This is a genomic window from Streptomyces sp. NPDC001156 (genome assembly GCF_053598275.1).
Window position 1 is genome coordinate 63,969 of the sequence record NZ_JBSFJX010000010.1, and the last position, 26,764, is coordinate 90,732.

Below are 26,764 nucleotides of genomic sequence, written 5' to 3' on the forward strand. Positions count from 1 at the left end.
CTTATCCGGAGCTAACGGGCGGGGTGGCTATGGTAGGGGCTCCACTGGACACCACCAGAGCCGACAGGGGAGGTGCGGCTGCGCCTGTGGATCGGGGAGGAGTGCTACGGCGCCTTCTCAGGTCGTCCGGCGAGCCGAAATCCGTGACCGAGATCGCTGACACCCACCACGCTGCCAACACCGCGCAGACCGCGACGTTCGCCACCGACGCGGACGCGCAGGCGTGGGCTCCGCCCACCTGGGAGGAGATCGTCAGCACTCACAGCGGCCGGGTCTACCGGTTGGCGTACCGCCTGACCGGAAACCAGCACGACGCCGAGGACCTGACCCAGGAAGTCTTCGTCCGGGTCTTCCGTTCCCTGTCGACGTACACCCCTGGCACCTTCGAGGGCTGGCTGCACCGCATCACCACGAACCTCTTCCTGGACATGGTCCGCCGCAAGCAGCGCATTCGTTTCGACGCGCTGGGCGAGGACGCGGCCGAGCGGCTCGCCAGCCGCGAGCCGACCCCGCAGCAGGTCCTCCACGACGCGCACTTCGACGCGGACGTCCAGCAGGCCCTGGACACGCTCGCGCCCGAGTTCCGCGCGGCAGTCGTCCTGTGCGACATCGAAGGACTGTCGTACGAGGAGATCGCCGCCACCCTGGGCGTCAAGCTCGGCACGGTGCGGTCCCGGATCCACCGCGGCCGCTCGCAGCTGCGCAAGGCCCTGGCGCACCGCTCGCCCGAGGCCCGCGCCGAGCGCCGGTCCTTTGTGGCCCGCGTGCCCGCGTTGGGGGGAGGGGGCGCGACCGCGTGAGTGGAACCCGTCGTCCCACACCGGCAGAGCAGCATCTGGGAGACCGTCTCTCCGCCCTCGTGGACGGAGAGCTCGGTCATGACACGCGTGAGCGCGTACTGGCCCATCTGGCCACATGCCCTAAATGCAAGGCCGAGGCCGACGCACAGCGCCGGCTGAAGAACGTCTTCGCGGAGGCGGCCCCGCCGCCGCCCTCCGAGAGCTTCCTGGCACGGCTCCAGGGTCTGCCCGCGGGAGGCGACTCCGACGGCAACGGGACATCGCTGGGCGGGGGTGGCTTCGGCGCGGGGCTCCCGTCGTCCACCGGGCTGCCCTCCGGCCCCGGTGTGTTCGGAGTGCCCGGAGAATCCTTCCGGTATGTGCCCACCGGGCCGCACGCCACCGCGCTGGCGCCCTCCGAGGACCGGGCCCTTTCCGAGGACCGCGGCTTCCGGATCCATCACGTGGGCCGCCCGGACGCCGAGCGGCCGGCCTCGCGCGGGCTGCGCTTCGCCTTCGCCGCGGCGGGTGCCGTGTCGCTGGCCGCGATCGCGCTCGGCGGGGTGTGGACGGGTGCCGCCACCGACGCGAGCGTCGATGCCCGCGGTGGTTCGGGTGCCGGGAGCAATGTGACCCCGACGCGCTCGCCCGGTACGGGCGGGACGACAGGGCCCGAGGCTCAGCGCCGGCGTTCCGTCGGACCGCTGCTCGGTCAGCGAGCGTTCAACCTGGCACCTCGTGCGTCCACCCAGGTCACGGCCCCGCTGCTGCCCGGAATCGCCGCTCCAGGCGTCCAGGACACCTCGGAGATGCGTGCCCTGACCGCTCCGGTGCTCGCCGGAGCCGCCGCGATGTCTCCGCTCATACGCCCGCTCACCGACACCGCGCCGGTCACGCTGACCTCCTGGTCGGCCGCGGCCTCGGGGATCACGGCTCCCGGAGCGCCGACCGCGCCGGTGCCGGCCGCGTCTGCCACCGCATCTCCCACACCCTCCTCACACACCGCCCGCTGAACCGGCGTCTGCGCGACGGCCGGGGAACCTGGTTGAATCCAGGGCGGGCCGCGCACGCGGAGCTTTCCGGGGCGCGGAGCCGACCATCCAGCGGCGACCGCCGGCGCCGCCGTGCGCCGGGTGTGGGGGGAGCATGAACGAGGGCAGGGCGGTCCCTCCGGGGGAATCCGAGGCGCGGACGTCCGGGGTGCGCGACGGTGCCGGGGTGGGCGCGGACCCGGACGCGTACGGACGCGAACCGTGTGATGCGGTGCCTGCCGAGACGTCGGTCCGCCCGCAGGACCCTGCTGCCGACGGCGAGACGCCGGCTGGTGCCGCGAGCGGCGGTCGCGAGCCGATCGACGTCCCCGAGGCACGCCCGCGAGGCATGGCCAACGCCGAGGGGGACTTCGAGCTGGCACGCCCTGCCGCGGTACGACCCGCGACCGGGACGCCGTCCGCGCCCACCGCGACCGGGTCCGCTGTGCCGCCCGCTGAGCCCGGTTCCGCGGCGTCCGGAGGTGGCGCTCCTGGGGGTTCTGCGGAAGAGGCCGGGGCTCCAGTGGTTCACCCGCTCCCGGACCTCGCGGACCGCCCCAGGCCCCTGGACGACCCTGACGCCTACGGCACCCCGCCCTACGGCGAACCGGGCCCTTGGGCCCCCGCCCCGCCGGTCCAGCACCCGATGGCGACGCCTGCGCACGGCACGGCGCCTGCGCACGGCACGGCGTCCCCGCACGGCACGGCGTCCGCGCCGATCCCGGCACAGGCCGGACCGATGCCCCCGGCGCCCGCAGCCCTGGGCGCACCGATGCCCGCACCGGCCGTGTCCCACGCAGAGGCGGCCGCGGCCCCGCCCCCGCCGGTATCCGGTGCCGCGGGGCCGTCGGCCTCTGCTCCTGCGCCGTACACCGCGGCCCCCTGGCAGAACTACGACCCCTGGGCTCCCCGGGCCCCCTTCCAGCAGAACGGCGCCCACCCGGTCGGCCCGGAGCAGAAGCGCGCCCGTGCCCGGAAGACGCTGGTGCTGGGGGCCGTGCTGCTGGCGCTCGTGGCCGGCGGTGCCGGAGGAGTCATCGGTGCGGCGTTGGAGCGCGACGGCGGAGTCGGGGACGTCCGGCTGCCGCAGGCGGGGAAGGAGCCCAAGGGCCGCGCCCCGGAGAGCGTCGCCGGGATCGCCGCCCGGGCGCTGCCCAGCGTCGTGACCCTGCATGTGAAGGGAGCGGACGCCGCGGGCACCGGCACCGGCTTCGTCCTCGACGGGCGCGGGCACATCCTCACCAACAACCACGTGGTCGAACCGGCCGGATCCCGCGGCGAGATAAGCGTGACGTTCAACGGAGGCGAGACGGCCGCCGCCACCGTTGTCGGCCGGGACACGGGGTACGACCTCGCCGTCGTCAAGGTGAACGATGTGCACGGCCTCAGGCCCATCCCTCTCGGCAACTCCGACAACGTCGAGGTCGGCGACCCGGTCGTCGCCATCGGAGCGCCCTTCGACCTCGCCGGCACCGTCACGTCCGGGATCATCAGCGCCAAGGAACGCCCCATCACGGCCGGCGGCGAGAAGGGCGACGGCAGCGATGTGTCGTACGTCGACGCCCTGCAGACCGACGCCCCGATCAACCCCGGCAACTCCGGCGGCCCCCTCCTCGACGTCAAGGGCCGCGTCGTCGGCATCAACTCCGCCATCAGGTCGGCCGACAGCAGCTCGGACGGGGACGGCCAGGCGGGCTCGATAGGCCTCGGCTTCGCGATCCCCGTCAATCAGGCCAAGCGCGTCGTCGAAGAGCTGATCAACACCGGCAAGGCCACGCACCCGGTCATCGGGGTCACGCTCGACATGGGCTATATCGGGGACGGCGCCCGCGTCGGCACCAAGAGCGCGGGCGGCGGTCCAGCGGTCACCGCGGGCGGCCCCGGGGAGAAGGCGGGCATCAAGTCCGGCGACGTCATCACCGAAGTCGACGGCGTACGGGTGCACTCCGGTGAGGAACTCATCGTCAGGACGCGCGCCCACCGTCCGGGCGACCGGCTCGAGCTCACCGTCGTCCGGGACGGCAGCCGGCGGAAGCTCACGCTCCGCCTCGGTTCGGCGGACGGCAACTGACACAAACCCCACCGGTATGGGTCCGAAACCTGAACCACAAGGCAAACAACCCGGAAAACCCGACGTGTGCATGTGGCGGGGAGGCCGGTCCAGTACCGGTTCGACGGAAACGCCGGGTACGGTGGATCCGGCCCGGACCACGGAAGACCGCACAGACCACCGAGGGCCGAGGACCGAGGACATCGCAAGGAGCTTCGTGTGTTCAATGACATAGGACCGCTCGAGCTGGTCACGATCGTTGTCCTCGCCGTGCTCGTCTTCGGTCCGGACAAGCTCCCGAAAATGATCCAGGACGTCACCCGCACCATCCGCAAGATCCGGGAGTTCTCGGAGAGCGCCAAGCAGGACATCAGGAGCGAACTGGGCCCGGAGTTCAAGGACTTCGAGTTCGAGGACCTCAACCCCAAGACGTTCATCCGCAAGCAGCTGGACAACGACGACCTGGGGCTCAAGGAGATCCGCAACGGCTTCGACCTGAAGAAGGAAATGGCCGAGATCACGGACTCGGTGCACGGCCGCGAGACCGAGTCCCCGTCGTCCTCGTCCCCTCCTTCCGGCCCCGTCGACATGACGAAGAGGCCCGAGAAGACCGAACCCGGCGAGCGTCCGCCCTTCGACGCGGACGCGACCTGAGCCGTCCGCGTACGCAGGCCCTGCGTACCCGTCACGTGGCGAGGTGACGCAGGCCACACACTCGTCGGCGTGCGCGCGGCCATATCGCGACGCCCACAGGGCCGTACACGCGGGCGTTCCCCTGCTGTCCCGAGAGCTGTGGCTATGCTGCCCAGTTGTTGTGCGGACCGGTTTCGGAGCGAGGACGCCCGTGGGGGGCGGGCCGCTCGGGTCCGACGAGAGCGAGGAGGCGTCCGGGCAGATGGAGACGACAAGTCGGGTGGGCGTACAGGCGCCGGCCGCGGAGGGCGGACAACAGCTTCCCTTCGCCCGGGGCACGGTCGACGGCTATCTCCAGGCGTCCTTCCCGTGGTACGGCCTCGATGAGGCGTTCACGGGTCCGCGCTGGCTGATGCACGTGGGCACGGCGGCTGACGGAGCCGTGGAGCACGGATCGATCGGGAACGGCGAAGAGCCCTCCGTGCGCAGCGAGGCCACCGAGGACAAGGAGCGGTTCGCGGTCGTGGTGACCGTGGCCGCCAACCCCGTTCGGCGCAGCCCGGACGGCACCGGCCTGCTGGAGGCGACTTCGGTCTCCTCGGCGGCCTGGCTCGCGGGCGTGGGGCTGCTCTCGTTCACCTGGCCGGGCCAGATGGACCACACCCTGCGGGACGACTGGCTGGACCAGCAGACCGAGACGGCCTGGGTACTCGCGGACGACCTGTCCGGCCCCGCCTGGTCGACCCTGTCGCTGCCCGTGGACGGCGTTCCGACACCCTTCCACTACCGCGAGTCCGAGTTCGGCTGGGTGCTGGCCGGCTCCACGCAGACGGGCGTGCACGTGGGGGCGTACGGCAGAGGGATGAGCGCGTACGGCCTGGGCTTCGCCGTGGTCAGGGACTTCGCGGCCTACGCCTAGCCGGGTACGCCGATGGGGGCGCCGTCCCACCCGGACGGCGCCCCCATCGGCGTACACAGCTCGCGGAACGCCTCTGTCGGCGCAGGCGGGCCTAGAACTTGTTCTTCGGCGTGATCCCCAGCGCCAGCCCCGCGAGGCCGCGCTGACGCCCGCCCAGCTTGCCCGCGATGGCACGCAGGGCCGAGCCCGCCGGGGAGTCCGGGTCGGTCAGGACCACCGGCTTGCCCTCGTCGCCCCCCTCGCGGAGCCGGACGTCGATGGGGATGGAGCCGAGGACCGGGACCGTGGCGCCGGTCGTGCGGGTGAGGCCGTCGGCGACCTGCTGGCCGCCGCCCGTGCCGAACACGTCCACCATCTCGCCGCAGTGCGGGCAGGGCAGGCCGGACATGTTCTCGACCACGCCGACGATCTTCTGGTGGGTCTGGACGGCGATGGAGCCGGCCCGTTCCGCCACCTCCGCGGCCGCCTGCTGCGGAGTGGTGACCACCAGGATCTCCGCGTTGGGGACCAACTGAGCCACCGAGATCGCGATGTCGCCCGTGCCCGGCGGGAGGTCAAGCAGCAGTACGTCCAGATCCCCCCAGAACACGTCCGCGAGGAACTGCTGGAGCGCGCGGTGCAGCATCGGGCCGCGCCAGACGACCGGCGCGTTGCCGGGGGTGAACATGCCGATCGAAATGACCTTCACGCCGTTCGCCTGCGGCGGCATGATCATGTTCTCGACCTGGGTCGGACGGCCGTCGGCGCCGAGCATGCGCGGCACGCTGTGGCCGTAGATGTCGGCGTCCACGACGCCGACCTTCAGGCCGTCGGCCGCCATCGCCGCCGCCAGGTTCACCGTCACCGAGGACTTGCCGACGCCGCCCTTGCCGGACGCGACCGCGTACACACGGGTGAGCGAGCCCGGCTTGGCGAAGGGGATCTCGCGCTCGGCCTGGCCGCCGCGCAGTGCGGTCGCCAGTTCGCGGCGCTGCTCGTCGCTCATCACGTCGAGCGTGACGTCCACCCGGGTGACGCCCTCGACACGGGAGACCGCCTCCGTGACGCGCTGGGTGATGGTGTCGCGCATGGGGCAGCCGGAAACCGTCAGGTAGACGGTGACCGCGACCGCTCCGTCCGCGCCGATCTCCACCGATTTGACCATCCCCAGTTCGGTGATGGGTCGCTGGATCTCGGGGTCGTTCACCGTCGCCAGTGCCTGGCGCACCGCGTCTTCCGTAGCCATAACCACGATGGTACGGCGCCCGGTGGGGCCCCGGTACGCCGCGTCAGCGGTCGTCTACGTCACGTCCGCCCGCCCGGTCCGCCGGGAATACGGCATGCCCGTCGGGACGCCGGTGCCCGTCCAGTTCCTTCGCGAGGTCCTGGAGCTCGGAGCGGATCCAGTCCCGGGTGGCCACTTCGCCGAGGCCGGTGCGCAGCGCGGCGACCTCCCGGGTCAGGTACTCGGTGTCCGCGATCGACCGCTCGTTCTGCTTTCGGTCCTGCTCGAGGTTGACCCGGTCGCGGTCGTCCTGGCGGTTCTGGGCCAGCAGGATGAGCGGGGCCGCGTACGAGGCCTGGAGGGACAGCATCAGGGTCAGGAAGATGAAGGGGTACGGGTCGAAGCGCAGGTAGTGCGGGGCGGTGACGTTCCACACCAGCCAGATGATGATGACCACCGTCATCCAGACGATGAACCGCCCGGTGCCCAGGAAGCGCGCGATCCGTTCCGAGAGGCGTCCGAAGGCCTCCGGGTCCCATTCGGGCAGGACGCGGGTGCGCCGGGGCTGCGGCTGGTCGAGCCGGATGCGGGTGCGGGTCGCGGCGGTCGCGCCGGAGGGCACCTTCTCGCGCTCAGGGACCATGGGCGACCCCCTCGTCGCTCAGGTCGAACTCCGTCTCGCGCCAGTCCTCGGGCAGCATGTGGTCCAGTACGTCGTCCACGGTCACCGAGCCGAGCAGCGAGCCGGACTCGTCGACGACGGGTGCCGCGACCATGTCGTAGGTGGCGAAGAACCCGGCCACCACCGGTAGCGGCGCGTCCGGGGCCAACGGCTGCAGGTCGTTGTCCAGGATCGAGCTGACGAGCGTGTACGGCGGGTCCCGCAGCAGCCGCTGGAAGTGCACGATCCCCAGGTACTTGCCGGTCGGTGTCTCGTCCGGCGGACGGCAGACGTAGACCTGGGCGGCGAGCGCGGGCGACAGATCGCGGTTGCGGACCCGGGCGAGGGCGTCGGCGATGGTCGCGTCCGGCCGCAGCACGATCGGCTCGGTGGTCATCAGACCGCCCGCGGTCTTCTCCTCGTACGCCATCAGACGGCGCATCTCGGCCGCGTCGGCGGGCTGCATCAGGCTCAGCAGCCGTTCCTTCTCGCTCTCCGGCAGCTCGCCGAGCAGATCGGCGGCGTCGTCCGGGTCCATGGCCTCCAGGATGTCCGCGGCGCGCTCCTCCTTCAGCTTGCCGAGGATCTCGACCTGGTCGTCCTCCGGCAGCTGTTCCAGCACATCGGCGAGCCGGTCGTCGTCCAGGGCGGCGGCCACCTCCGCGCGGCGCTTGGCGGAGAGATGGTGCAGGACGTTGGCGAGGTCGGCGGGCCGCAGCTGTTCGAAGGTGGCGAGCAGGCTCTCGGCGCCCTGGCCCTGCTCCTCCAGGGAGAACCCGGTGACGGCGGACCAGTCGACCGTGAGCGTCTCGCCCTTGCTGCGCCGGAACGCCCCGCCCTTCCCCTTGCGCACGAAGACCTTGCCGACCTCCCACTCACGGCGGGCGGGCAGCTGCTGCACGGACAGGTCGAGGACGGTGACCTCCTCGTCGCTCTCGACGAGCGTGACGCGCCGATCCAGCAGCTCGCCGAAGACGAGCCGCTCGGTGGGCCGCTGCTCGAAGCGCCGCACGTTCAGCACGCCGGTGGTGATGACCTGGCCGGACTCGATGCCGGTCACGCGGGTCATGGGCAGGAAGCTACGGCGACGGGTGGTCAGCTCCACGACCAGGCCGAGGAGTCGGGGAGGACGCCCGCCCACGCGCAGCATGACCACGAGGTCGCGCACGCGTCCGACCTGGTCGCCGTTGGGGTCGAAGACCGGGACGCCGGCCAGGTGCGAGACGAAGATGCGAGGGGCGCTTGCCGCCATGCCCGCACCTCCTTTTCCTGCTGTTTTGTCCGCTCGCGTGGGCTTCAGGCTAGCCCGTCCTGGTGCGGTACGCCCTGGCAAGAGGCGCGGACGGACTGGCTCCGGAGGGCCTCACAGGCACCGGTACGCTGCCGTAGCCGATGAGGACCACTGGATGAGAGGCAGCCCCACCTGTGACCGCAATTCCCCACGGCCGTACCCGCAGGGCCGTACTGGTGTGCGCGCTGGTCGTGACAGGGACGGGGCTCGTCGGGTGCAGCAGCGATCCGGACGCCGGGACGAACGGGGTGGGCAAGTTGCCGGCCGACAAGATCCAGAGCCGCACGCGGACGGCGGCCGCAACGGCGTCGGCGGTCAGGCTGTCCGGGACCGTCGTCAGCAGCGGCACCACCTACACGCTGGACATGCAACTGAAGGCCGACGGCGGCATCGGCTCGGTCACCTCGAAGAACGGCACGTTCAAGCTGCTGCGGGTGGGCCGGCACCTGTTCCTGAAGGCCGACGCCAAGTTCTGGAAGCAGCAGGACGGCAAGGAGGGCGGCGGGGGCTCGCAGGCCGCGGCCGACAAGCTCGACGGCAAGTACGTGACGGTGCCGACGGGGGACCCGGCCTACAAGCGTTTCAGCGGCTTCACCGACAAGGACGTGCTGCTGGAGGGGCTTCTGACCCTCCACGGCGCGCTGGCGACCGACGGCCACCACGAGCAGAACGGCATCCGCACGATCCGTATCACCGGGGACAAGGGTTCCGGCGGCACGCTGGACGTCTCCCTGGAGGGAACCCCCTATCCGCTGCGCCTGGTCCGCGCCGGGAACGCGGGGACGCTCACTCTCTCGGACTGGGGGAAGAGCTTCGCCCTGGCGGAGCCGTCGAAGAACGAGACGGTGGATTACGGGAGGCAACTGCCGTCGTCCTGACGGCGGGCGGGGAGCCCGGCCGCGAGGCGGGCTACCGGCGCTTGCGCCGCAGCAGACGGGGCAAGGCCGCCGGGATCGGCCGGCGGGTCGTCGCCGGCGTCGGGACGGGCGGCGCGGCCTGGGAGTCCGAGGGCAGCGCCACGGTCGCGCCCGCCGGTTCCAGACGCAGCACACGGCACTCCCGGCGCCAGCGCTCCGGCATCGCCTCGCCGGCGGGAGCGTTCAGCCGCTTGCCCTTCAGCTCGGCGACCGCGGCCTCCCACTCGGGCGAGCCCTGCGTCAGCTCGACCACCTTCGCGGGCCAGGTGACGATCCGGCCGCCCTTGTCCTTGCTGCGGACCGTGACGAGGGCGTCCCCGCCGTCGGAGAGGCCGGTCAGCGGCTGTTCGCCGGGTCCGTCGCCGACCACGCAGGCGGCGCCCTCGTGCCACACGTGCCACAGCGCCCGCGGGGGGTCCGGCAGCGCTCCCTGGACCCAGATCAGCCCGGACTTCTTCGTGGCCTCCTCGACGAGGGCCCGGTCGAGCAGCTCGCTTGTCATGGGCCCAGCCTAGGACGTGCCATGCCGATCCCGTCCGCACCCGTGGCCCGGACCCGCCGTCACAGCCAGCCGTTCCGCTTCAGTGTGCGGTGGATACCCAGACAGATGGCCACCGTGATGCTCATGATCACCGGGTAGCCGTACTTCCAGTGCAGTTCCGGCATGTGTTTGAAGTTCATGCCGTACACGCCGCAGACCATCGTCGGCACGGCGATGATCGCCGCCCACGCCGTGATCTTGCGCATGTCCTCGTTCTGCGCGACGGACGCCTGCGCCAGGTTGGCCTGGAGGATCGAGTTCAGCAGCTCGTCGAAGCCCACCACCTGCTCGTGGACCCGGGCGAGGTGGTCGGCGACATCGCGGAAGTACTTCTGGATGTCCGGGTCGACCAGTCGCATCGGCCGCTCGCTCAGCAGCAGCATCGGCCGCATGAGCGGTGCCACCGCCCGCTTGAACTCCAGCACCTCGCGCTTGAGTTGGTAGATACGGCCAGCGTCCGTGCCCCGGGGCGTGCCGCCCTTCCTGCCCGGCGAGAACACCTCCGTCTCCACCTCGTCGATGTCGACCTGCATCGCGTCGGCCACGGCGATGTACCCGTCGACGACGTGGTCGGCGATCGCGTGCAGCACGGCCGAGGGGCCCTTGGCGAGCAGCTCGGGGTCGTCCTGCAGCCGGTGCCGCAGCGTCCGCAGCGAGCCCTGGCCGCCGTGCCGGACGGTGATGAAGAAGTCCCGTCCGGTGAAGCACATGACCTCGCCGGTCTCGACGACCTCGCTGTTGGCGGTCAGCTCGTCGTGGTCGACGTAGTGGATGGTCTTGAAGACGGCGAAGAGAGAGTCGTCGTACCGCTCCAGCTTGGGGCGCTGATGCGCCTGTACCGCGTCCTCGACTGCCAGAGGGTGCAGCCCGAACTCGCTTGCGATACCGGAGAATTCGGCTTCGGTCGGCTCGTGCAGGCCGATCCACACGAAGCCTCCGTCGCGCTGCACCCGGCGCATCGCCTCCTGCGGCGACAGCGGGCCGGCCGTGTCGACCCGGAACCCGTCGCGGTAGACGGCGCAGTCGACGACGGCGGACGGCGTCGCGGGGTCGCGAGTGCTGTCGTACGGGGCGGCGTCCTTGCGCAGCGAGGGGCGGGAGGGGCGGACCGCGGCGCGCAGGTCACGGATCATCGACATGGCGGGCTCCTTCGCAACGAGCAGCGATGGCGCCGACGACGGGTGGAACTGCCCGGAATGAGGACGTCCTGGGAGTGCGCATGTTTGGCACGTCCACAAAGCGGGGAGCACCGCACCATCGCGGTGGCGGACTTCGCTGCTGATTCAGATCAGACAGAGCAGAACGAAACGAAGTGCTCTTCCGTGACGCACCGGGAGTCCGGAGCGGGTCCGAGGAGGATCCGCGCGAAATCATGGCGCGCAAGTGAGAGGTGGCGGCCAGCCAGAGCAGCTACATCAATGACCGGAAGAGCGGGTGCTACTGCACGGTCGACTTCGATCCATGACAGCCCCACCTCCTCCAGCCAGTCCCTCGTGAGGGACGATTCATTCCCCGTCGGGGAATCTCACGGTGTCGGGACCCGACCGCGACGCTTCTGCGTGCTGCCCCGAACCACCGGCCAAGAGTATCAGCCGACCGAAGTGTCAAGGCGCTGCTTTGCCCGGTACTGACGAGTTCTATATTCACCGCATGGTTGATGTTCTTCCACTGGTCGAGGCTCGGTTGCGCACAGCGCTGGGCGAACCGGACGCCCGCGCCGCGGTCACCTTCCTGGGTACGGACCGCATCGAGGTGCTGCGTTTCCGGGAGAAGGACATCGTCCGTTACGCCACTCTGGGGATGTCGGCCCAGCCGATGACGGACCCCACGGCGACGCTCGCCGACCCCGTCAAGGGACCCCGCGCCGAGTTGGTCCTCTCGGTCCGCGCCGGTGTCGCCGACACCGACAAGGTGTTGCGTCCGCTCGCCGTGCTCGGTGCGTCCCCGCAGGTCGAGGGCGTGATCGTGGCGCCCGGCGCCTCGCTGGACGTGGGCGAACCCCTGTGGCCCGGCGCACCGTTCACCTCGGTCCTGGTCGCCGAGCCGGGCGGCCTGGTCGAGGACCTCGAACTGGACGAGCCGCTCGACCCGGTGCGGTTCCTGCCGTTGCTGCCCATGACCCCGAACGAGGCCGCCTGGAAGCGGGTGCACGGAGCACCGGCCCTCCAGGAACGCTGGCTGACGAGCGGGACGGACCTGCGGGATCCGTCCCGCAGGTCCGTCCCGCTGGACTGACGCCGAGTGAGCAGGCTCACCGATCCGCGGCCGCCGGAGGTCAGTTGGCGAAGACGGTGACGCCGTCCTCGCTCGCGTGCCGCGTCTCGAGCTCCTCGGCCTCGTGGGTGAGGGCGCTGCGCCGTACGAACACCACGAGCGCGCCCACCACGGCGGTGAGGGCCGCGACCACGAACGGGATGTGGATGTCGCTCCACTCCTCGATCTTCGGCGCCAGGTAGGGAGCGGCCGCCGCGGCAAACCAGCGCACGAAGTTGTAGCCCGCACTGGCCACCGGGCGCGGGGCGTCCGACATGCCGAGGGCCAGCTCGGTGTAGACCGTGTTGTTCACGCCGATGAAGGCACCGGACAGGACCGTGCAGACGATCGCGGCGGTGTGGTCGCCGTAGCCGAGCACGGCCACGTCGATCGCCAGTAGCCCCAGCGAGCCGCCGAGCACCTTCAGCGAACCGAAGCGCGCCTGCATACGGGGCGCCACGATCACCGAGAAGACGGCCAGCAGCAGGCCCCAGGCGAAGAACACCGCGCCCGACTTGTAGGGGGTCATGTCCAGCACGAACGGTGCGAAGGCCGGCACGGTGAAGAACGTGTAGTTGTAGAAGAAGGCGGAGGCGGCCACCGAGGCGAGTCCGCCGTGGCCGAGCGCCTTGATCGGGTCGAGGAGCGAGGGTTTCCGCGCGGGCCGCGGCTGCTCCTTCAGGAACGCCGTGATGCACAGAAAGCCGATCGCCATCAGCGTGGCCGTGCCGAAGAACGGGTAGCGCCAGCTGACGTTACCGAGCAGCGCGCCCAGCAGCGGGCCGCACGCCATGCCGAGGCCGAGCGCCGACTCGTACAGCAGGATCGCCGCGGCGCTGCCTCCGGCCGCCGCGCCGACGATCACGGCGAGCGCCGTGGAGACGGAGAGCGCGTTGCCGAGGCCCCAGCCGGCCCGGAAGCCGACGAGCTGACCGACCGAACCCGAGGTGCCCGCGAGGGCCGCGAAGACCACCACGAAGGCGAGGCCGAGCAGCAGTGTCCTGCGGCCGCCGATGCGGCTGACGAAGCCGGTGACCAGCATGGCGACGGCGGTGATCAGGAAGTACGAGGTGAAGAGGAGGGAGACCTGGCTGGGCGTGGCCTGCAGGCCCTTGGCGATGGACGGCAGGATCGGGTCCACGAGCCCGATGCCCATGAACGCGACGACGGACGCACCGGCTGTGGCCCACACGGACTTGGGCTGGCGCGGATGCCGCCGGCTCCCGCGTCGAACGGATCCGTCCCGGCCGCCTCGGCCGGTCCTCCTGTACGGGTGCTCATGCGTGTCCTCGCACCCTCCCTGGATTGGTTGGCGTATACATACATTATGTTAGGCGAGCTAATTAATGCCAGCCGCATCTAGTTTCGGTCGATCAGGCGTGCGTGCGAGCTACACGCCGGACGGGTGATCGTCCTTGACGCGGCGCTGGACGGGGAGGACCGTGGGGGCCTATGAGGGGCGAACCCAGTTGCCCGAAGTGTGGTGGCCGGGTCAGGGCTCCCGGACTCTTTGCCGACTCGTGGCAGTGCGACGTGCACGGCAGCGTGCATCCCCTGCAGCCCGTGATCCCGCCCAGCGTCGAGGCCCTCGGCGTCGTGGTGCACCGGGCAAAGGTGCCGGTGTGGATGCCGTGGCCGCCGCCGGTCGGATGGCTGTTCACCGGCGTGGCCTGCGCGGGCGACGACCGCAGCGGGGGCCGTGCCACGGCCGTGGCCTGTTCGGGCCCGGGACCGCTCGGCGGTATGGGCGAGCTGATCCTCGTCGCCGAGGAGCTGGGGGTCGGCCTGGGTGCGCGGTACGCGGGCATCGACGGCCCGGACCCCGGCCCGTATCTGAACGTCGAGAAGCCGCCCCAGGCCAAGGTGCTGGCGGCCGGCCGCCCCACCCCGCTGTGGCATGTCACTGGCACCCCCGACGATCGCGCGGTCTTCGCGGGCGAGGCGCGGGGACTGTGGCTGTGGGCGGTCGTCTGGCCCGAGCAGACGGGCATGCTGCTGTACGACGAACTGGTACTGACCGACCTCAGGGACGCGGGGGCCGAAGTCGACCTGCTCCCCTGCGGGGCGTTGTCACCGCGCCTGCTGCAGCCATGACGCGGGGGAGCCCGCGGGCGTAGGGGGCGCATCCCGGCTGCGAGTATGACGAACTGAGGGATCCCGTTATTCTTGAGCGTCCCCCCCGTCGTCGCTTGGAGTCCGCGTCGTGCGCATCGATCTGCACACCCACTCCACCGCCTCCGACGGTACGGACACCCCGGCGGAGCTGGTGCTGGCCGCCGCTGCCGCCGGACTGGACGTGATCGCCCTGACCGACCACGACTCCACCCGCGGCCACGCGGAGGCGATCCGCGCACTGCCCGAGGGGCTGACCCTGGTTCCCGGCGCCGAGCTCTCCTGCCGGTGGCACGGCATCAGCATGCACATGCTTGCCTACCTGTTCGACCCCGAGGAGTCCGACCTGCTCGCCGAGCGGGAGCTGGTCCGGGACGACCGGGTGCCGCGGGCGCACGCCATGATCGACAAGCTCCGCGAGCTGGGCGTGCCGATCACCTGGGAGCAGGTGGCCCGCATCGCCGGCGACGGCTCGGTCGGACGCCCGCACATCGCCACCGTCCTGGTTGAGCTCGGCGTCGTGGGCAGCGTCTCGGACGCGTTCACGCCCGAGTGGCTGGCGGACGGCGGGCGCGCCTACGTCGAGAAGCACGCGACCGATCCGTTCGAGGCGATCAGGCTGGTCAAGGCCGCGGGCGGAGTGACCGTCTTCGCGCACCCGGCCGCCTCTCAGCGCGGGCGGACCGTGCCGGAGTCCGTCATCGCGGACCTCGCCGCCGCGGGGCTCGACGGCATCGAGGTCGACCACATGGACCACGACCAGGCGACCCGGGCGCGGCTGCGCGGCCTCGCCGGCGAACTGGGGCTGCTCGTCACCGGTGCCTCCGACTACCACGGCAGCCGCAAAACGTGCGTGCTCGGGGAGAACACCACCGGCCCCGACGTGTACGGAGAGATCATCAGGCGCGGCACCGGCGGGTTCCCGGTGCCGGGCACCGGTGGACACCCGAGCGCCTAACGCTGTCGTAGTCCCCGCTGCTCGTTCCCACTGCTCTCGGGCCCGTCATACGCCGCCGTGCCCCCACCGTCGCGTGCCTTCCGGCTCCGCCCCCTTGAACCAGTCCATCGGCCGCGGCCGCCGCCGTGTGTCCGTCCGCACCTCTTCGCAAGGCCCTCATGTTCGACGTCGCCCTCTTCGGTTCCCTCTTCCTCACCCTCTTCGTGATCATGGATCCCCCGGGGATCACCCCGATCTTCCTCGCGCTCACAGCCGGACGCTCCGCCACGGTGCAGAAGCGGATGGCCTTCCAGGCCGTCTGCGTGGCCGGCGGTGTGATCGCGGTGTTCGGGGTGCTCGGCCACCAGATCCTGGACTATCTGCATGTCTCGGTGCCCGCCCTGATGATCGCGGGCGGACTGCTCCTGCTGCTGATCGCCCTCGACCTGCTGACCGGCAAGACCGACGAGCCGAAGCAGACCAAGGACGTCAATGTCGCCCTTGTGCCGCTCGGCATGCCGCTGCTCGCCGGGCCGGGCGCCATCGTGTCCGTGATCCTGGCGGTCCAGCGGGCCGACAGCGTGGGCGCCCAGGTGTCGGTGTGGACGGCGATCCTCGCGATCCACGTCGTCCTGTGGCTGGTCATGCGCTACTCGCTGGTGATCATCCGCGTCATCAGGGACGGCGGCGTGGTCCTGGTGACCCGGCTCGCGGGCATGATGCTCTCCGCGATCGCCGTGCAGCAGATCATCAACGGCCTCACCGAGGTCGTCCGCGGTAGCTGAACTGCCCGGACGGTCCCGGGACACGCGAAGCCCCGTACGGCACAGGTGCCGTACGGGGCTTCGAAGTTTCGGTCACGCCGAGGACTTGCCCACGTCGTTGTACGTCGCTTACGTCGTCTACGTCGTTCGCGCCGAGGCCGTGCCTGGGTCGGTCATGCCTGAGCGCCGGTTGCGTCGAGTGTTCGGTTGTGCAGAAGTATCGGTTGTGCCGGCTTCTCCGAGCCCGCCCGATTCGATTACGAGGCTGTCGTCTCGGCCGGGCGGATCCAGAGGCGCTGCCCGATGGCCGCGGCCTGCTGAACGATCTGCTTGACGGAGGCGGCGTCCACGACGGTGGTGTCCACGGGGGTGCCGTCGACGTCGTCGAGTCGCATGATTTCGAAGCGCATAAGGCTTCTCCCTTCGTCTGGTCATCCTCCTGAGGAGAACTACTGGTGAGCGGAGCACGGGCGACGGTGCCCGTGTTCCTGTAGGACTCAACCGGGTGCCCCGGCAGAACATTCCCTACGCTAAGGAAATTTTTCGAGTCTCTAATGACCGACTGGTAAGGAGTTGGTTTCCGGCACTGACCGGATTCACGTTGCACTGACCGGGGCCGGTTGTGTTCGCAGCGTGACCGCCGGGACAATGGAGGCAGTATGAACGACGACCTGTCGGCGCTCGGCGCCCGTATCGACCGCACCAACGAGTTGCTTCAGCGCATGCTCGCCGAGGTGGCCAAGACGCCCTCGACCCATGCGATCTTCGTCGATGCCGGCTACCTCTACGCGGCCGCGGGACGCCTCGTCGCCGGTACCGAGGACCGCCGGGCCTTCGACCTCGACGCCGAGGGACTGATCGAGGCACTCATCGACAAGGCGCGCACGATCTTCGCGGACAGCCGGCTGTTGCGCGTGTACTGGTACGACGGCGCCAGACGCCGTATCCACACCGCCGAGCAGCAGTCCATCGCCGAACTCCCCGACGTGAAGGTGCGGCTCGGCAACCTCAACGCCAACAACCAGCAAAAGGGCGTCGACTCCCTGATCAGGACCGACCTCGAATCCCTCGCCCGGCACCGGGCCATCAGCGACGCGGCGCTCATCGGCGGCGACGAGGACCTGGTGTCGGCGGTCGAGGCGGCGCAGGGCTACGGCGCGCGAGTGCACCTGTGGGGCATCGAGGCGCCCGAGGGCCGCAACCAGGCGGAACCACTGCTGTGGGAGGTCGACAGCCAGCGCACCCTTGAGCTCGAGTTCTTCAAGCCGTATGTGAGCCGGCGGACGGCCACGACCTACGAGGCCTCGTCCGTCGCCCGCCCCACCCGCGAGGACGTCCGCTTCGTGGGCGCGCAGATCGCGGCGAAGTGGCTCGCGGCCCGGGGCCGGGAGGCGCTGGCCGACCTGCTGCCCGGCCATCCCTATCTGCCGGGCTCCGTCGACCAGGATCTGCTGGTGGAGGCCGAGGGCCTGCTGCAGTACTCGCTCCGCGGCCAGTCGGACCTGCGGCGCGCCCTGCGGGACGGATTCTGGGAGCACCTCCAGGGCCAGTACTAGGCCGCCCCGAGGACCTGGTCCCAGAAGGCGGCCAGAGCGCGGGCCGTGTGTGCCGGCTGATCGGTGTTGGGGGAGTGCTCGGCGTGCGGTACGACCGTGCGGTCGGCACCGAGCCGGGCGGCCATGTCGTCCAGGAGCGGGATCGGCCAGGTGTCGTCGCGGTCGCCGGACAGCACGTGCACGGGCAGGCCCACGGCAGCCAGTTCGGCCACCCGGTCGGGTTCCGTGCACAACTGCCGGCCGGTCGCCAGGAGCTGGGCGGGGCTGTTGCCGAGCCAGCGGCGGCGTAGGTCCTCCCCGTCGGCGAGCCCCTCGTCGATATCGCCGGCGTCGACGTCCTCCGGCGGTTCCATGGCCTGGATGGCCTCCCAGACCTGGGCCATGTCCAGAACGGCGAGCGCGTCGTGCAGCAGCTTGACGCGCTGCTGCTGGGGAGCCGAGATCTGGGCCGGGCCGGAGGCCATGAGGGTCAGTGAGACGAACGGGGAAGCGTCGAGGAGGACGGCGGCGCGGGCGATCTGACCGCCGAGGGAGTGCCCGAGCAGGTGCACGGGCGCCCCGGCGGCGTGCGCCTGCGCGATCACGTCCCGCGCCAACTCGGCCTGCTCGTACGGCGCTTCGTCGTCCCGGGGGCCGGGGGACTCGTACTGTCCTCGTCCGTCGACGGCGACGGTCCGGTATCCGGCCGCGGCCAGCAGCGGCTGCAGGACGATGAAGTCCTCCTTGCTCCCGGTGAACCCGGGCAGCAGAAGCGCGCTCCCCTTCACTCGATCCGTCGCGGCGTCGGCCTCAAGGACGGCGAACTCCCCGCGGTCCGTACCGAGCCGGTACGCCCGGACACCGGGCGGCGGGGTGAAGCTGGGGGGACGGCTCATGGAGGGGAGGTTACCGGGCGGTCGGTGCCGTGCGCGGGTGGGGCAGGGTGACATGAAGGTGTACGGAGCGGGAGAAACGCCGATGGCCCGTCTCCACGCGGAGTGGAGACGGGCCATCGACCGGGTGTCGGGTCAGCCCTCGGCGGGCTCGGCGGCCTTGCGCGTACGCCGTCGCGGCTTCGCCGCAACCTCGTCCGCCTGCGCCTGCAGCTCCGTGTCGGCGGCTACCGCCTTGCGGGTCCGGCGCCGGGGCTTGGCCTCCGGCTCTTCCACCGCCTGAGCGGGAATCGCCACCTCGACGGGGGCGGCTTCCGCGGTCTTGCGGGTGCGTCGGCGCGGCGTGGCCTCCGTCGCCTCGGCGGTGTCGACGGCCGCTTCCGCGGGGGTCGCCTCAGCGGCCTTACGAGTGCGTCGGCGCGGCTTCGCCTCCGGCTCCGGTGCCGTCTCGGCAGGGGCGGCCTCTGCCGTCTTGCGCGTACGCCGCGGCTTGACCGGCGCCTCGGCCTCGGCCGTGTCGACCGGGGTCTCGGCGGCCTTGCGGGTGCGTCGGCGCGGCTTGGCCTCCGCGGCCTCGGCGGTGTCGACGGCCGCCTCCGCGGGGGTCGCTTCCGCGGTCTTGCGGGTGCGTCGGCGCGGCGTGGCCTCCGTCGCCTCGGCGGTGTCCACGGCGGCCTCCGCCGCGTCGACCACGGCCTCGGCGGCCTTGCGCGTACGACGGCGCGGCTTGGCCTCCACGGCCTCCGCCACGTCCACCGCGGCCTCGGCGGCGATGGGAGCCGTCTCCGTGGTCTCGGCCGTGTTCACGGCGGTCTCCGCAGCCTCCGCGCCCCTGCGGGTCCGGCGGCGGCGCGGCTTGACGGGCTCGGCCGTGTCCACAGCGGTCTCCGCCGCCTCCGGCACGGTCGTCTCGGTCACCGTGGCGATCGGTTCGGCCACACCGCCGCGCATACGGCGGCGACGGCGCTGGGCGCGCGGCTCCACGGCCTCCACCGCGTCCGTGGCCTGCGTGGTCTCCGGGGCGGACGGCGTCTCCATCGGCGACCCGTTCCGCGTACGACGCCGGCGACGCGGCGTACGTGCCGGACGCTCGGCCTCCGCGGACGGGCCCGAGGAGCGGCGGCCGCGCGGCCCCCGGCCGCCCGTCTCGCCGAGGTCCTCCAGCTCCTCCGCAGCGAGCCCCGCACGCGTGCGCTCGGAGCGCGGCAGGACGCCCTTCGTGCCCTCGGGGATGCCGAGCTCGGCGAAGAGGTGCGGGGAGGTGGAGTACGTCTCCACCGGGTCGTTGAAGTTCAGCTCCAGCGCCTTGTTGATCAGCTGCCAGCGCGGGATGTCGTCCCAGTCGACGAGCGTGATCGCCGTACCCGACGCGCCCGCCCGGCCCGTGCGGCCGATGCGGTGCAGGTACGTCTTCTCGTCCTCGGGGGACTGGTAGTTGACGACGTGCGTGACGCCCTCGACGTCGATGCCGCGCGCGGCAACGTCGGTGCAGACGAGGACGTCCACCTTGCCGTTGCGGAAGGCCCGCAGCGCCTGCTCACGCGCGCCCTGGCCGAGGTCGCCGTGGACCGCGCCGGACGCGAAGCCGCGCCGCTGGAGCTGCTCGGCGATGTCGGCCGCCGTACGCTTCGTACGGCAGAAGATCATCGCCAGTCCGCGTGTCTCGGCCTGCAGTATGCGTGCGACCATCTCCGGCTTGTCCATGGAGTGAGCGCGGTAGACGTGCTGGGCGATGTTCGCGACGGTCGCGCCCTCGTCGTCCGGTGCCGTGGCACGGATGTGCGTCGGCTGGGACATGTAACGGCGGGCGAGCCCGATGACCGCGCCCGGCATGGTCGCCGAGAACAGCATGGTCTGGCGCTTGGCCGGCAGCATGTCGATGATCTTCTCGACATCCGGCAGGAAGCCCAGGTCGAGCATCTCGTCGGCCTCGTCGAGGACCAGGCACTTCACATGCTTCAGGTTCAGCTTCTTCTGGCCGGCCAGGTCCAGCAGACGCCCCGGGGTGCCGACGATGACGTCGACGCCCTTCTTCAGGGCCTCCACCTGGGGTTCGTAGGCCCGGCCGCCGTAGATCGCCGTGACGCGCACATTGCGTACCTTGCCCGCCGTGAGCAGGTCGTTGGTGACCTGCGTGCACAGCTCGCGGGTCGGTACGACGACGAGCGCCTGGGGGGCGTCGGTGAGGGCCTCGGGCTTGGCCCGGCCCGCCTCGACGTCCACGGGGACGGTGACGCGCTCGAGGAGCGGGAGACCGAAACCGAGCGTCTTGCCGGTGCCGGTCTTGGCCTGGCCGATGACGTCCGTGCCGGAAAGGGCTACGGGAAGGGTCATCTCCTGGATGGGGAAGGGATTGATGATGCCGACGGCTTCCAGGGCCTCGGCCGTCTCGGGAAGGATTCCGAGTTCTCGAAAAGTCGTAGTCAGGGTGCTGCCTCTTCTGTGTACGCGATGCGAGGCGAACGCGGGGGTCGTGACCGTGCGTACGACGTCGGCCTGCTTGGGGGACGGGCCTAGTGCCACGGGACCACGCCGACGTTCCAGCGCTCGTATCGCTGAGGGTCCCTCCGGATGCCGTACGCACCGTGCCGTACGGATAGGGAGGGCTGTCGGGTCGGAGCCGATCGGGCCACCGACCGGGCATCCTCATACGTGCGGCCTGTCGAGGTACGTCGTAGTACTCAGCAGGCGCATTACCACCATACCCCGGAATCGCGCACACGTGATGGCCGATTCGGTCACGTAGTCGTCGTCACAGTGATTGACCAGGGACTTCCCCGGGGCGCGGAGCGGACTATTGTGCGCTGCATGACGACGCCTGACAACGCCACCGACGCATCCGCCGAACCCACCTCGGTCGCCGCCCAGGACTGGGCGAAGGCCTCCGTCGACCCCCATTACCGTGCCGCGGTCGTGGATCTGCTCGGCGCGCTCGCCTACGGCGAGCTGGCGGCGTTCGAACGGCTCGCGGAGGACGCGAAGCTCGCCCCCACGCTCACGGACAAGGCGGAGCTCGCGAAGATGGCGTCCGCCGAGTTCCACCACTTCGAGCGGATCCGGAACCGGCTCACCGAGATCGGGATCGAGCCGACCGAGGCGATGGACCCGTTCGTCACGGCGTACGACAGCTTCCACAAGCAGACGGCGCCCTCGGACTGGCTGGAGGGGCTTGTCAAGGCGTACGTGGGCGACTCGATCGCCAGCGACTTCTACCGGGAGGTGGCGGCCCGGCTGGACTCCGACACACGCGAGCTCGTCCTCGCCGTGCTCGACGACACCGGGCACGCCGGCTTCGCCGTCGAGAAGGTGCGCGCCGCGATCGACGCCGAACCGCGGGTGGGCGGGCGGCTCGCGCTGTGGGCGCGCCGGCTGATGGGTGAGGCACTGTCGCAGTCGCAGCGCGTGGTCGCGGAGCGGGACGCGCTGTCGACGATGCTCGTCGGCGGCGTCGCGGACGGCTTCGACCTCGCCGAGGTCGGCAGGATGTTCTCCCGGATCACCGAGGCCCACACGAAGCGGATGGCCGCCTTGGGGCTGGCCGCCTGATCCCTTCTCGTGGGCGGGGGGCTGCTGTGCCTGGCGTGGGTGGGGCGGTCCTTCGCCGCGGTCGGTGTGGCTGACACTGCCGTCGCGGCCGTATCAGCGTGGCTGGCGACGCGTCCGTGGCCTCCTTCGATGCGGCTGCCGCTGTCGTTGTGACGGTTTACAGCTGCGTCGGCGCGGCCCATTGCCGCCGGGGTGTGTCGTGGGGCGTGCCCCAGGCGTCGACTTGCCTGGCGTGGCGGCGCCAGCGCGGCTACCGCAGCAGGCAGGGCTCCGTCAGCACGGCTGCCGCTGCGTCGGCAGGGGCCGTTCCCGCGCCCCCCGGGGGCGTCTCGCCCGGGGGCGCCCCGGGCGTTGCGGTGCCCGGCGTGGCTCGTGTCGCGCGGCCGCCGTCGGCGTCATGGCCGTATCTGCGCGGCCGCCGCTGCCGTCGTGACGGCTCACCGCTGCATCGGCGCGGCCCGATGCCGCCAGGGTGCCCTGGGCGCCTCGTCTGGGTGCGTCCCGGGCGTCGCCCTGCCCGGCATGGCTGGGTCGCTCGGGTCGCCGTGTCCGGTGCGGCTGGGCCAGTCGGTCACCCGGCTGGCGTGCTGAGTTGGCGCAGCTGCGGTCGGTGTGGCTGGCTCGATGGGGTCGCGCCCCGGCTGGCGGGCTCGGTCGCCGCTGTCGGTGCCGCTGGGTCGGTCCGGTCGACGCGGCCAGTATGGTCCGGTTGGACGCGGCTGCCCCCGGCGTCGTGGCCGTATCAGCGTGGCTGCCGGCAGGCCCATGACCTCATCGATGCGACTGCCGCTGCCGTCGCGACGCCACGCTGACGCGTCGGCGTAGCCGCTCGCGCCGAGTGCGGGGGGTGTCCTGGGCGTCGCCGTGTCCGGCGGCCGGCCTCAGGCCGTCGCCGATCGGCGGCGGAATCTTTCCGCCGGACGCAGCAGCAGCGACAGTGAGGCCGCGGAGACGACCAGCGAGCCGACGAGGATCAGGAGCAGACCCACCGAACCCAGCGCGCTGTGAGTGATGAACGCGCCGAAGAGAGCCCCTGCCACGCCGGTGGGCAGCACCAGCCGGCGGGCGGGAAGCCGGTGGGGCAGTCGGTGTGCGGCCGCCCATGCCAGGGCGAGCCCGAGGACGGCGGAGCCGAGCGCTTCCAAGAGCATGACGAGGATCCCTCCCGCACGGCTGCTGCCAGGGCAAATCAGTCGTAGCCGGTACTACCCGTGGCGTGCGGAAGGCAATCCTCCTCTGTGCGGGGGATGTGCCCCGTCTGTGTGTCCGCGACCTTGAAGCAGGCCGGGGACAGAGCAGCGGAAGGGGCCCAGTGGGTGCGTCCCACCGGGCCCCTTCCATTGCTCCGTATGGATCTACAGCGCGCCGAAGCCCACCTTGCGCGGGGCCTGCTCGCCGATCTCCACGTACGCGAGGCGGTCCGCGGGGACGAGGAGCTTGCGGCCGTGCTCATCCACGAGGGTCAGCAGGGGCGACTTGCCGGCCAGCGCCTCGGCCACGACACGCTCGACCTCCTCGGCACTCTGACCGCTCTCCAGAACGATCTCGCGGGGCGCGTGCTGCACGCCGATCTTGACCTCCACGGCTTTGTCCCTCCGACGGTCAGTGATGTGCGCGGCCGTCCGCGCCGTACCAGCACACATTAGCCCGGTGAGGGGACGTGCACGCTCCGCTCCGGCACGCCAGGAGCGAACAGCCGCCGGGAACAAAACCCACGTGGCCCCGGCCGCCGCGTCAGTGGTGCTGTTCGCTGCCGTGCAGCGGGAATCCCGCGATGCCCCGCCAGGCCAGCGAGGTCAGCAGCTGCACCGCCTGGTCGCGCGGCACGCTGCGGTCACTGTGCAGCCAGGAGCGCGCCACGACCTGGGCGAGGCCGCCGAGTCCCGACGCCAGCAGCATCGACTCGGCCCGCGACAGGCCGGTGTCCTCGGCGATGACGTCGCAGATCGCCTCCGCGCACTCGATCGTGACCTTGTCGACACGATCACGTACGGCGGGCTCGTTCGTCAGGTCCGACTCGAAGACCAGCCGGAAGGCACCGCCGTCGTCCTCCACGTAGGCGAAGTACGCGTCCATGGTGGCCCGTACGCGCTGCTTGTTGTCGGTCGTCGACGCGAGCGCGTTCCGTACGGCCTGCAGCAGGGCCTCGCAGTGCTGGTCCAGCAGGGCCAGATAGAGGTCGAGCTTGCCGGGGAAGTGCTGGTAGAGCACCGGCTTGCTGACACCGGCCCGCTCGGCGATGTCGTCCATCGCCGCCGCGTGGTAGCCCTGCGCCACGAACACTTCCTGGGCGGCGCCCAGCAGCTGGTTCCGTCGGGCACGGCGCGGCAAGCGAGTGCCCCGCGGGCGTGCCGCCTCTGTCTGCTCGATGGCTGTCACGCCGCCTCCCAAAATCGTCCACATGCGGTGTGCGCCGCGCCGCCATCGTACTTTTCGGTAACCGTGCTGTGCGCGGTGCGAACGCAGAATTTCATGGACCGGACGGTGGCGAAAGCCGCGCGGAGCGCGCCGAACGGGGCAGTGCGGGCAAAAGGCTCTCCCTGCTCCTGGTGGCACGCGGCCTACGCACTCGTCCGCTCACTGGTCACTTGTCACTTCTCCGGTGCGGGCGTCCTGCCCGAGGCGGACCTCCGGCACCTACGGGCCGACCGCCCGAAGGGATCGTCCTGTGCCTCACCGGTCCCGTGTCCGGCCGATACTCACCACTCACTGATAGGCGTCCTCGTCATCGATCTCGACGACGCGCTTCTGCTCCACGAGATCGGCCTCGTTGGCCCGCAGGATCTCCTCTTCTGTCAGGGGTTCCTCCCGCGCCGGGGTGAGCTCCGTGAGTTGTTCGGCGACGTCGTTCTCCGGGGCCTCCACGTCGATCTCGACGGCCTCGTTCACGTCTTCCTCGAACGTCTCGGGATCAGTGGGGTCTACGGCCATGGTGGGCTCCCTCCTAGAACTCCTGGAACGTCCCTGAAAGAGGCAGGGTCCCCACCGGGTGCCCTGCTATGAGCCTAGGAGACACCCGATACGGACGCTATGTGTGGTGAAGCGGGACTCCTGACGCTTCCAGGCCGCAGCGGCGCGCCGCGTCCAGCTTCTGTGACGGCGAACACATGAGTCGCTGTGTGATCGTCTCGTAACATTGCCGCATGTCGTCGACCGAGCTGCCGTCCGTCGCTGCCGCCAATGTGCTCCCGAAGGTGGCTCCTGTCAGGGTCGAGGAAGGGGAGCGCCTCAAGTCGGTCGGGTTGCCGGGGATCACCTTGACACTGCGGTCGCGGCCGCCGGAGCGCGAAGGACTGCCCCCCGCCCTTTATGTCCACGGGCTCGGCGGGTCCTCCCAGAACTGGTCGGCGCTCATGGCACGGCTCGACGGGTTCGTCGACGGCGAGGCCATGGATCTGCCCGGCTTCGGCGACTCGCCGCCCCCGGACGACGGCAACTACTCCGTCACGGGGCACGCGAGGGCGATCATCCGCTATCTCGACGCGACCGGCCGCGGACCGGTGCACCTGTTCGGCAACTCGATGGGCGGCGCCATCGCCACCCGTGTGGCGGCCGTTCGCCCCGATCTCGTCCGTACGCTCACGCTCGTCTCGCCCGCGCTGCCGGAGATCTTCATCCAGCGCGGCGCCGTGCCGACGGGGCTGCTCGCGCTGCCCGGCGTGGCCGGGCTGTTCATCCGTTACACCAAGTCATGGAGCGCCGAGCAGCGCGTCCGCGGGGTCCTGGCCCTGTGCTACGGAGATCCCGGGCAGGTCACGCCGGAAGGGTTCGACCACGCTGTCGAGGAGATGGAGCGGCGGCTACGGCTGCCCTACTTCTGGGACGCGATGGCACGCTCGGCGCGCGGGATCGTGAACGCGTACACGCTGGGCGGTCAGCACGGGCTGTGGCGCCAGGCGGAGCGGGTCCTCGCGCCGACGCTGCTGGTGTACGGCGGCCGGGACCAGCTGGTCTCCTACCGCATGGCCCACCGTGCGACGCGCGCCTTCCGTGACTCCCGGCTGCTGACTTTGCCGGACGCGGGGCATGTCGCGATGATGGAGTATCCGGAGGTCGTGGCCACGGCGTTCGGGGAACTGCTCGGGGACACGGGGCAGTTGCCCGAGCCGGTGGGCGACCCGGCGAGCGGTCGCGACGACCGTGCAGCCGGCCGGGGCGATGAGCCCGAGAACAGGGGCACAGGGACGACGGGCGAGTCCGGCACGGCCGGTGCGAGGAGCTGAGGCGCGGCGTGGGACGGCACAGCCGCAAGGGGCGGGGCGACAGGACGAACAAGGGCACGGGCGCGACGCCGGACATATCGGCGGCGTCCGCGTCGACGCGGGAAGCGACGGACGGACCCCGCCCGACCGCTAGCACGCAGACGCCCGAGATACCCAGCGCGCCGGGTGGTACGCCCGCCCAAGGCGTGCCCCGGTTCCCGGGTGGTACGCCCGCCCAAGGCGTGCCCCGGTTCCCGGGTGGTACGCCCGCCCAAGGCGTGCCCCGGTTCCCGGGTGGTACGCCCCCGCAGCGTGCACCGCGGTCGGGCGACGGCACGCCGGCTCGTGGTGTGCCCCGTCTCCCGGACGGCACCCCGGCTCACGGCGTACCGCGCCTCGTCGACGGCACGCCGGCTCGTGGTGTTCCTCGCCTTCCTGACGGCACGCCGGCTCGTGGTGTTCCTCGCCTTCCTGACGGCACGCCGGCTCGTGGTGT

At 71.1% G+C, this 26,764-nt stretch carries 26 protein-coding genes and 1 pseudogene; 14 read left to right on the forward strand and 13 right to left on the reverse strand.

Annotated elements, in window-relative coordinates; all coding sequences use genetic code 11:
- Nucleotides 1-101: 101 nt before the first annotated feature.
- The 5 genes from sigE to ACWDA7_RS08135 all read left to right on the forward strand — a co-directional run bounded on the left by sigE (nt 102) and on the right by ACWDA7_RS08135 (nt 5,412).
- Nucleotides 102-800, forward strand: coding sequence for an RNA polymerase sigma factor SigE (sigE, locus tag ACWDA7_RS08115; protein WP_450603380.1), 699 nt, complete (start codon nt 102-104; stop codon nt 798-800).
- Nucleotides 797-1,792: an anti-sigma factor family protein gene (locus ACWDA7_RS08120; protein ID WP_450603338.1), complete on the forward strand. Its 996-nt coding sequence runs from the start codon at nt 797-799 to the stop codon at nt 1,790-1,792. Before sigE ends, ACWDA7_RS08120 begins: the two co-directional genes overlap by 4 nt.
- Nucleotides 1,793-1,925: 133 nt before the next feature.
- Nucleotides 1,926-3,881, forward strand: a complete 1,956-nt coding sequence (locus ACWDA7_RS08125; RefSeq protein WP_450603339.1) for a trypsin-like peptidase domain-containing protein — start codon at nt 1,926-1,928, stop codon at nt 3,879-3,881.
- Nucleotides 3,882-4,079: 198 nt separating this feature from the next.
- On the forward strand, nt 4,080-4,514 hold the full coding sequence (locus tag ACWDA7_RS08130; protein WP_450603340.1) for a sec-independent translocase: 435 nt from the start codon (nt 4,080-4,082) through the stop codon (nt 4,512-4,514).
- 241 nt (nt 4,515-4,755) lie between these two features.
- Nucleotides 4,756-5,412 (forward strand): hypothetical protein, encoded by a 657-nt coding sequence (locus ACWDA7_RS08135; protein ID WP_450603341.1) that lies wholly within the window; start codon nt 4,756-4,758, stop codon nt 5,410-5,412.
- A 91-nt stretch (nt 5,413-5,503) separates the two neighbouring features.
- On the opposite strand, the gene ACWDA7_RS08140 is transcribed toward ACWDA7_RS08135, so the two are convergent.
- From ACWDA7_RS08140 to ACWDA7_RS08150, 3 genes are read right to left on the reverse strand one after another with little or no spacing between them, the layout of a single operon-like run.
- Nucleotides 5,504-6,637 carry an Mrp/NBP35 family ATP-binding protein gene (locus tag ACWDA7_RS08140; protein WP_450603342.1) on the reverse strand — a complete coding sequence of 378 codons (1,134 nt, stop codon included), beginning with the start codon at nt 6,635-6,637 and terminating at the stop codon, nt 5,504-5,506.
- A gap of 43 nt (nt 6,638-6,680) precedes the next feature.
- Nucleotides 6,681-7,259 carry a DUF1003 domain-containing protein gene (locus ACWDA7_RS08145; RefSeq protein ID WP_432932196.1) on the reverse strand — a complete coding sequence of 193 codons (579 nt, stop codon included), beginning with the start codon at nt 7,257-7,259 and terminating at the stop codon, nt 6,681-6,683.
- Nucleotides 7,249-8,529 carry a magnesium transporter MgtE N-terminal domain-containing protein gene (locus tag ACWDA7_RS08150; RefSeq protein ID WP_450603343.1) on the reverse strand — a complete coding sequence of 427 codons (1,281 nt, stop codon included), beginning with the start codon at nt 8,527-8,529 and terminating at the stop codon, nt 7,249-7,251. The genes ACWDA7_RS08145 and ACWDA7_RS08150 overlap by 11 nt, the downstream gene beginning before the upstream one ends.
- 173 nt (nt 8,530-8,702) lie before the next feature.
- Between ACWDA7_RS08150 and ACWDA7_RS08155 the strand changes: the two genes are divergently transcribed.
- Nucleotides 8,703-9,446 (forward strand): hypothetical protein, encoded by a 744-nt coding sequence (locus ACWDA7_RS08155; RefSeq protein ID WP_450603344.1) that lies wholly within the window; start codon nt 8,703-8,705, stop codon nt 9,444-9,446.
- 31 nt (nt 9,447-9,477) lie between these two features.
- Here the strand turns inward: ACWDA7_RS08155 and ACWDA7_RS08160 are convergent, their stop codons facing one another.
- A complete protein-coding gene (locus ACWDA7_RS08160; RefSeq protein ID WP_450603345.1) occupies nt 9,478-9,987 on the reverse strand; it encodes a hypothetical protein in 510 nt (169 codons plus the stop codon).
- Between the two features lie 59 nt (nt 9,988-10,046).
- Nucleotides 10,047-11,165, reverse strand: coding sequence for a magnesium and cobalt transport protein CorA (locus tag ACWDA7_RS08165; protein WP_450603346.1), 1,119 nt, complete (start codon nt 11,163-11,165; stop codon nt 10,047-10,049).
- A 511-nt stretch (nt 11,166-11,676) separates the two neighbouring features.
- On the opposite strand from ACWDA7_RS08165, the gene ACWDA7_RS08170 reads away from it, so the two are divergent.
- The gene (locus tag ACWDA7_RS08170) at nt 11,677-12,261 is read left to right on the forward strand and encodes a suppressor of fused domain protein (protein ID WP_450603347.1); all 585 of its coding nucleotides are present in this window, start codon (nt 11,677-11,679) and stop codon (nt 12,259-12,261) included.
- 40 nt (nt 12,262-12,301) lie between these two features.
- Here the strand turns inward: ACWDA7_RS08170 and ACWDA7_RS08175 are convergent.
- Nucleotides 12,302-13,560, reverse strand: a pseudogene (locus ACWDA7_RS08175) (MFS transporter).
- Between the two features lie 171 nt (nt 13,561-13,731).
- On the opposite strand from ACWDA7_RS08175, the gene ACWDA7_RS08180 reads away from it, so the two are divergent.
- From ACWDA7_RS08180 to ACWDA7_RS08190, 3 genes are all read left to right on the forward strand, one after another.
- A complete protein-coding gene (locus ACWDA7_RS08180) occupies nt 13,732-14,373 on the forward strand; it encodes a DUF6758 family protein (protein WP_450603348.1) in 642 nt (213 codons plus the stop codon).
- A gap of 109 nt (nt 14,374-14,482) precedes the next feature.
- Nucleotides 14,483-15,349 (forward strand): PHP domain-containing protein, encoded by an 867-nt coding sequence (locus tag ACWDA7_RS08185; RefSeq protein ID WP_450603349.1) that lies wholly within the window; start codon nt 14,483-14,485, stop codon nt 15,347-15,349.
- A gap of 158 nt (nt 15,350-15,507) precedes the next feature.
- Nucleotides 15,508-16,113: a MarC family protein gene (locus ACWDA7_RS08190; protein ID WP_450603350.1), complete on the forward strand. Its 606-nt coding sequence runs from the start codon at nt 15,508-15,510 to the stop codon at nt 16,111-16,113.
- 236 nt (nt 16,114-16,349) lie between these two features.
- Here the strand turns inward: ACWDA7_RS08190 and ACWDA7_RS08195 are convergent, their stop codons facing one another.
- On the reverse strand, nt 16,350-16,502 hold the full coding sequence (locus ACWDA7_RS08195) for a hypothetical protein (protein ID WP_359396631.1): 153 nt from the start codon (nt 16,500-16,502) through the stop codon (nt 16,350-16,352).
- Nucleotides 16,503-16,751: 249 nt separating this feature from the next.
- Between ACWDA7_RS08195 and ACWDA7_RS08200 the strand changes: the two genes are divergently transcribed.
- The gene (locus ACWDA7_RS08200; RefSeq protein WP_359396629.1) at nt 16,752-17,648 is read left to right on the forward strand and encodes an NYN domain-containing protein; all 897 of its coding nucleotides are present in this window, start codon (nt 16,752-16,754) and stop codon (nt 17,646-17,648) included.
- Here the strand turns inward: ACWDA7_RS08200 and ACWDA7_RS08205 are convergent.
- On the reverse strand, nt 17,645-18,523 hold the full coding sequence (locus ACWDA7_RS08205; protein WP_450603351.1) for an alpha/beta fold hydrolase: 879 nt from the start codon (nt 18,521-18,523) through the stop codon (nt 17,645-17,647). The two genes, ACWDA7_RS08200 and ACWDA7_RS08205, sit on opposite strands and share 4 nt — an antisense overlap.
- 132 nt (nt 18,524-18,655) lie before the next feature.
- Nucleotides 18,656-20,854, reverse strand: a complete 2,199-nt coding sequence (locus tag ACWDA7_RS08210; RefSeq protein WP_450603381.1) for a DEAD/DEAH box helicase — start codon at nt 20,852-20,854, stop codon at nt 18,656-18,658.
- Between the two features lie 474 nt (nt 20,855-21,328).
- On the opposite strand from ACWDA7_RS08210, the gene ACWDA7_RS08215 reads away from it, so the two are divergent.
- On the forward strand, nt 21,329-22,066 hold the full coding sequence (locus ACWDA7_RS08215; protein ID WP_359396625.1) for a ferritin-like fold-containing protein: 738 nt from the start codon (nt 21,329-21,331) through the stop codon (nt 22,064-22,066).
- A gap of 881 nt (nt 22,067-22,947) precedes the next feature.
- Here the strand turns inward: ACWDA7_RS08215 and ACWDA7_RS08220 are convergent.
- The 4 genes from ACWDA7_RS08220 to ACWDA7_RS08235 all read right to left on the reverse strand — a co-directional run bounded on the left by ACWDA7_RS08220 (nt 22,948) and on the right by ACWDA7_RS08235 (nt 24,997).
- Nucleotides 22,948-23,217: a hypothetical protein gene (locus ACWDA7_RS08220; protein WP_450603352.1), complete on the reverse strand. Its 270-nt coding sequence runs from the start codon at nt 23,215-23,217 to the stop codon at nt 22,948-22,950.
- Between the two features lie 204 nt (nt 23,218-23,421).
- Nucleotides 23,422-23,649, reverse strand: coding sequence for a DUF3107 domain-containing protein (locus tag ACWDA7_RS08225; protein ID WP_359396621.1), 228 nt, complete (start codon nt 23,647-23,649; stop codon nt 23,422-23,424).
- Nucleotides 23,650-23,800: 151 nt separating this feature from the next.
- A complete protein-coding gene (locus tag ACWDA7_RS08230) occupies nt 23,801-24,445 on the reverse strand; it encodes a TetR/AcrR family transcriptional regulator (protein WP_359396619.1) in 645 nt (214 codons plus the stop codon).
- 327 nt (nt 24,446-24,772) lie between these two features.
- Nucleotides 24,773-24,997, reverse strand: coding sequence for a hypothetical protein (locus ACWDA7_RS08235; RefSeq protein WP_359396617.1), 225 nt, complete (start codon nt 24,995-24,997; stop codon nt 24,773-24,775).
- A 212-nt stretch (nt 24,998-25,209) separates the two neighbouring features.
- Here ACWDA7_RS08235 and ACWDA7_RS08240 point away from each other — a divergent pair, with 212 nt between their 5' ends.
- On the forward strand, nt 25,210-26,289 hold the full coding sequence (locus ACWDA7_RS08240) for an alpha/beta fold hydrolase (RefSeq protein WP_450603354.1): 1,080 nt from the start codon (nt 25,210-25,212) through the stop codon (nt 26,287-26,289).
- 291 nt (nt 26,290-26,580) lie between these two features.
- Nucleotides 26,581-26,764: hypothetical protein (locus tag ACWDA7_RS08245; protein ID WP_450603355.1), on the forward strand; the 184-nt coding region annotated here is incomplete at its 3' end.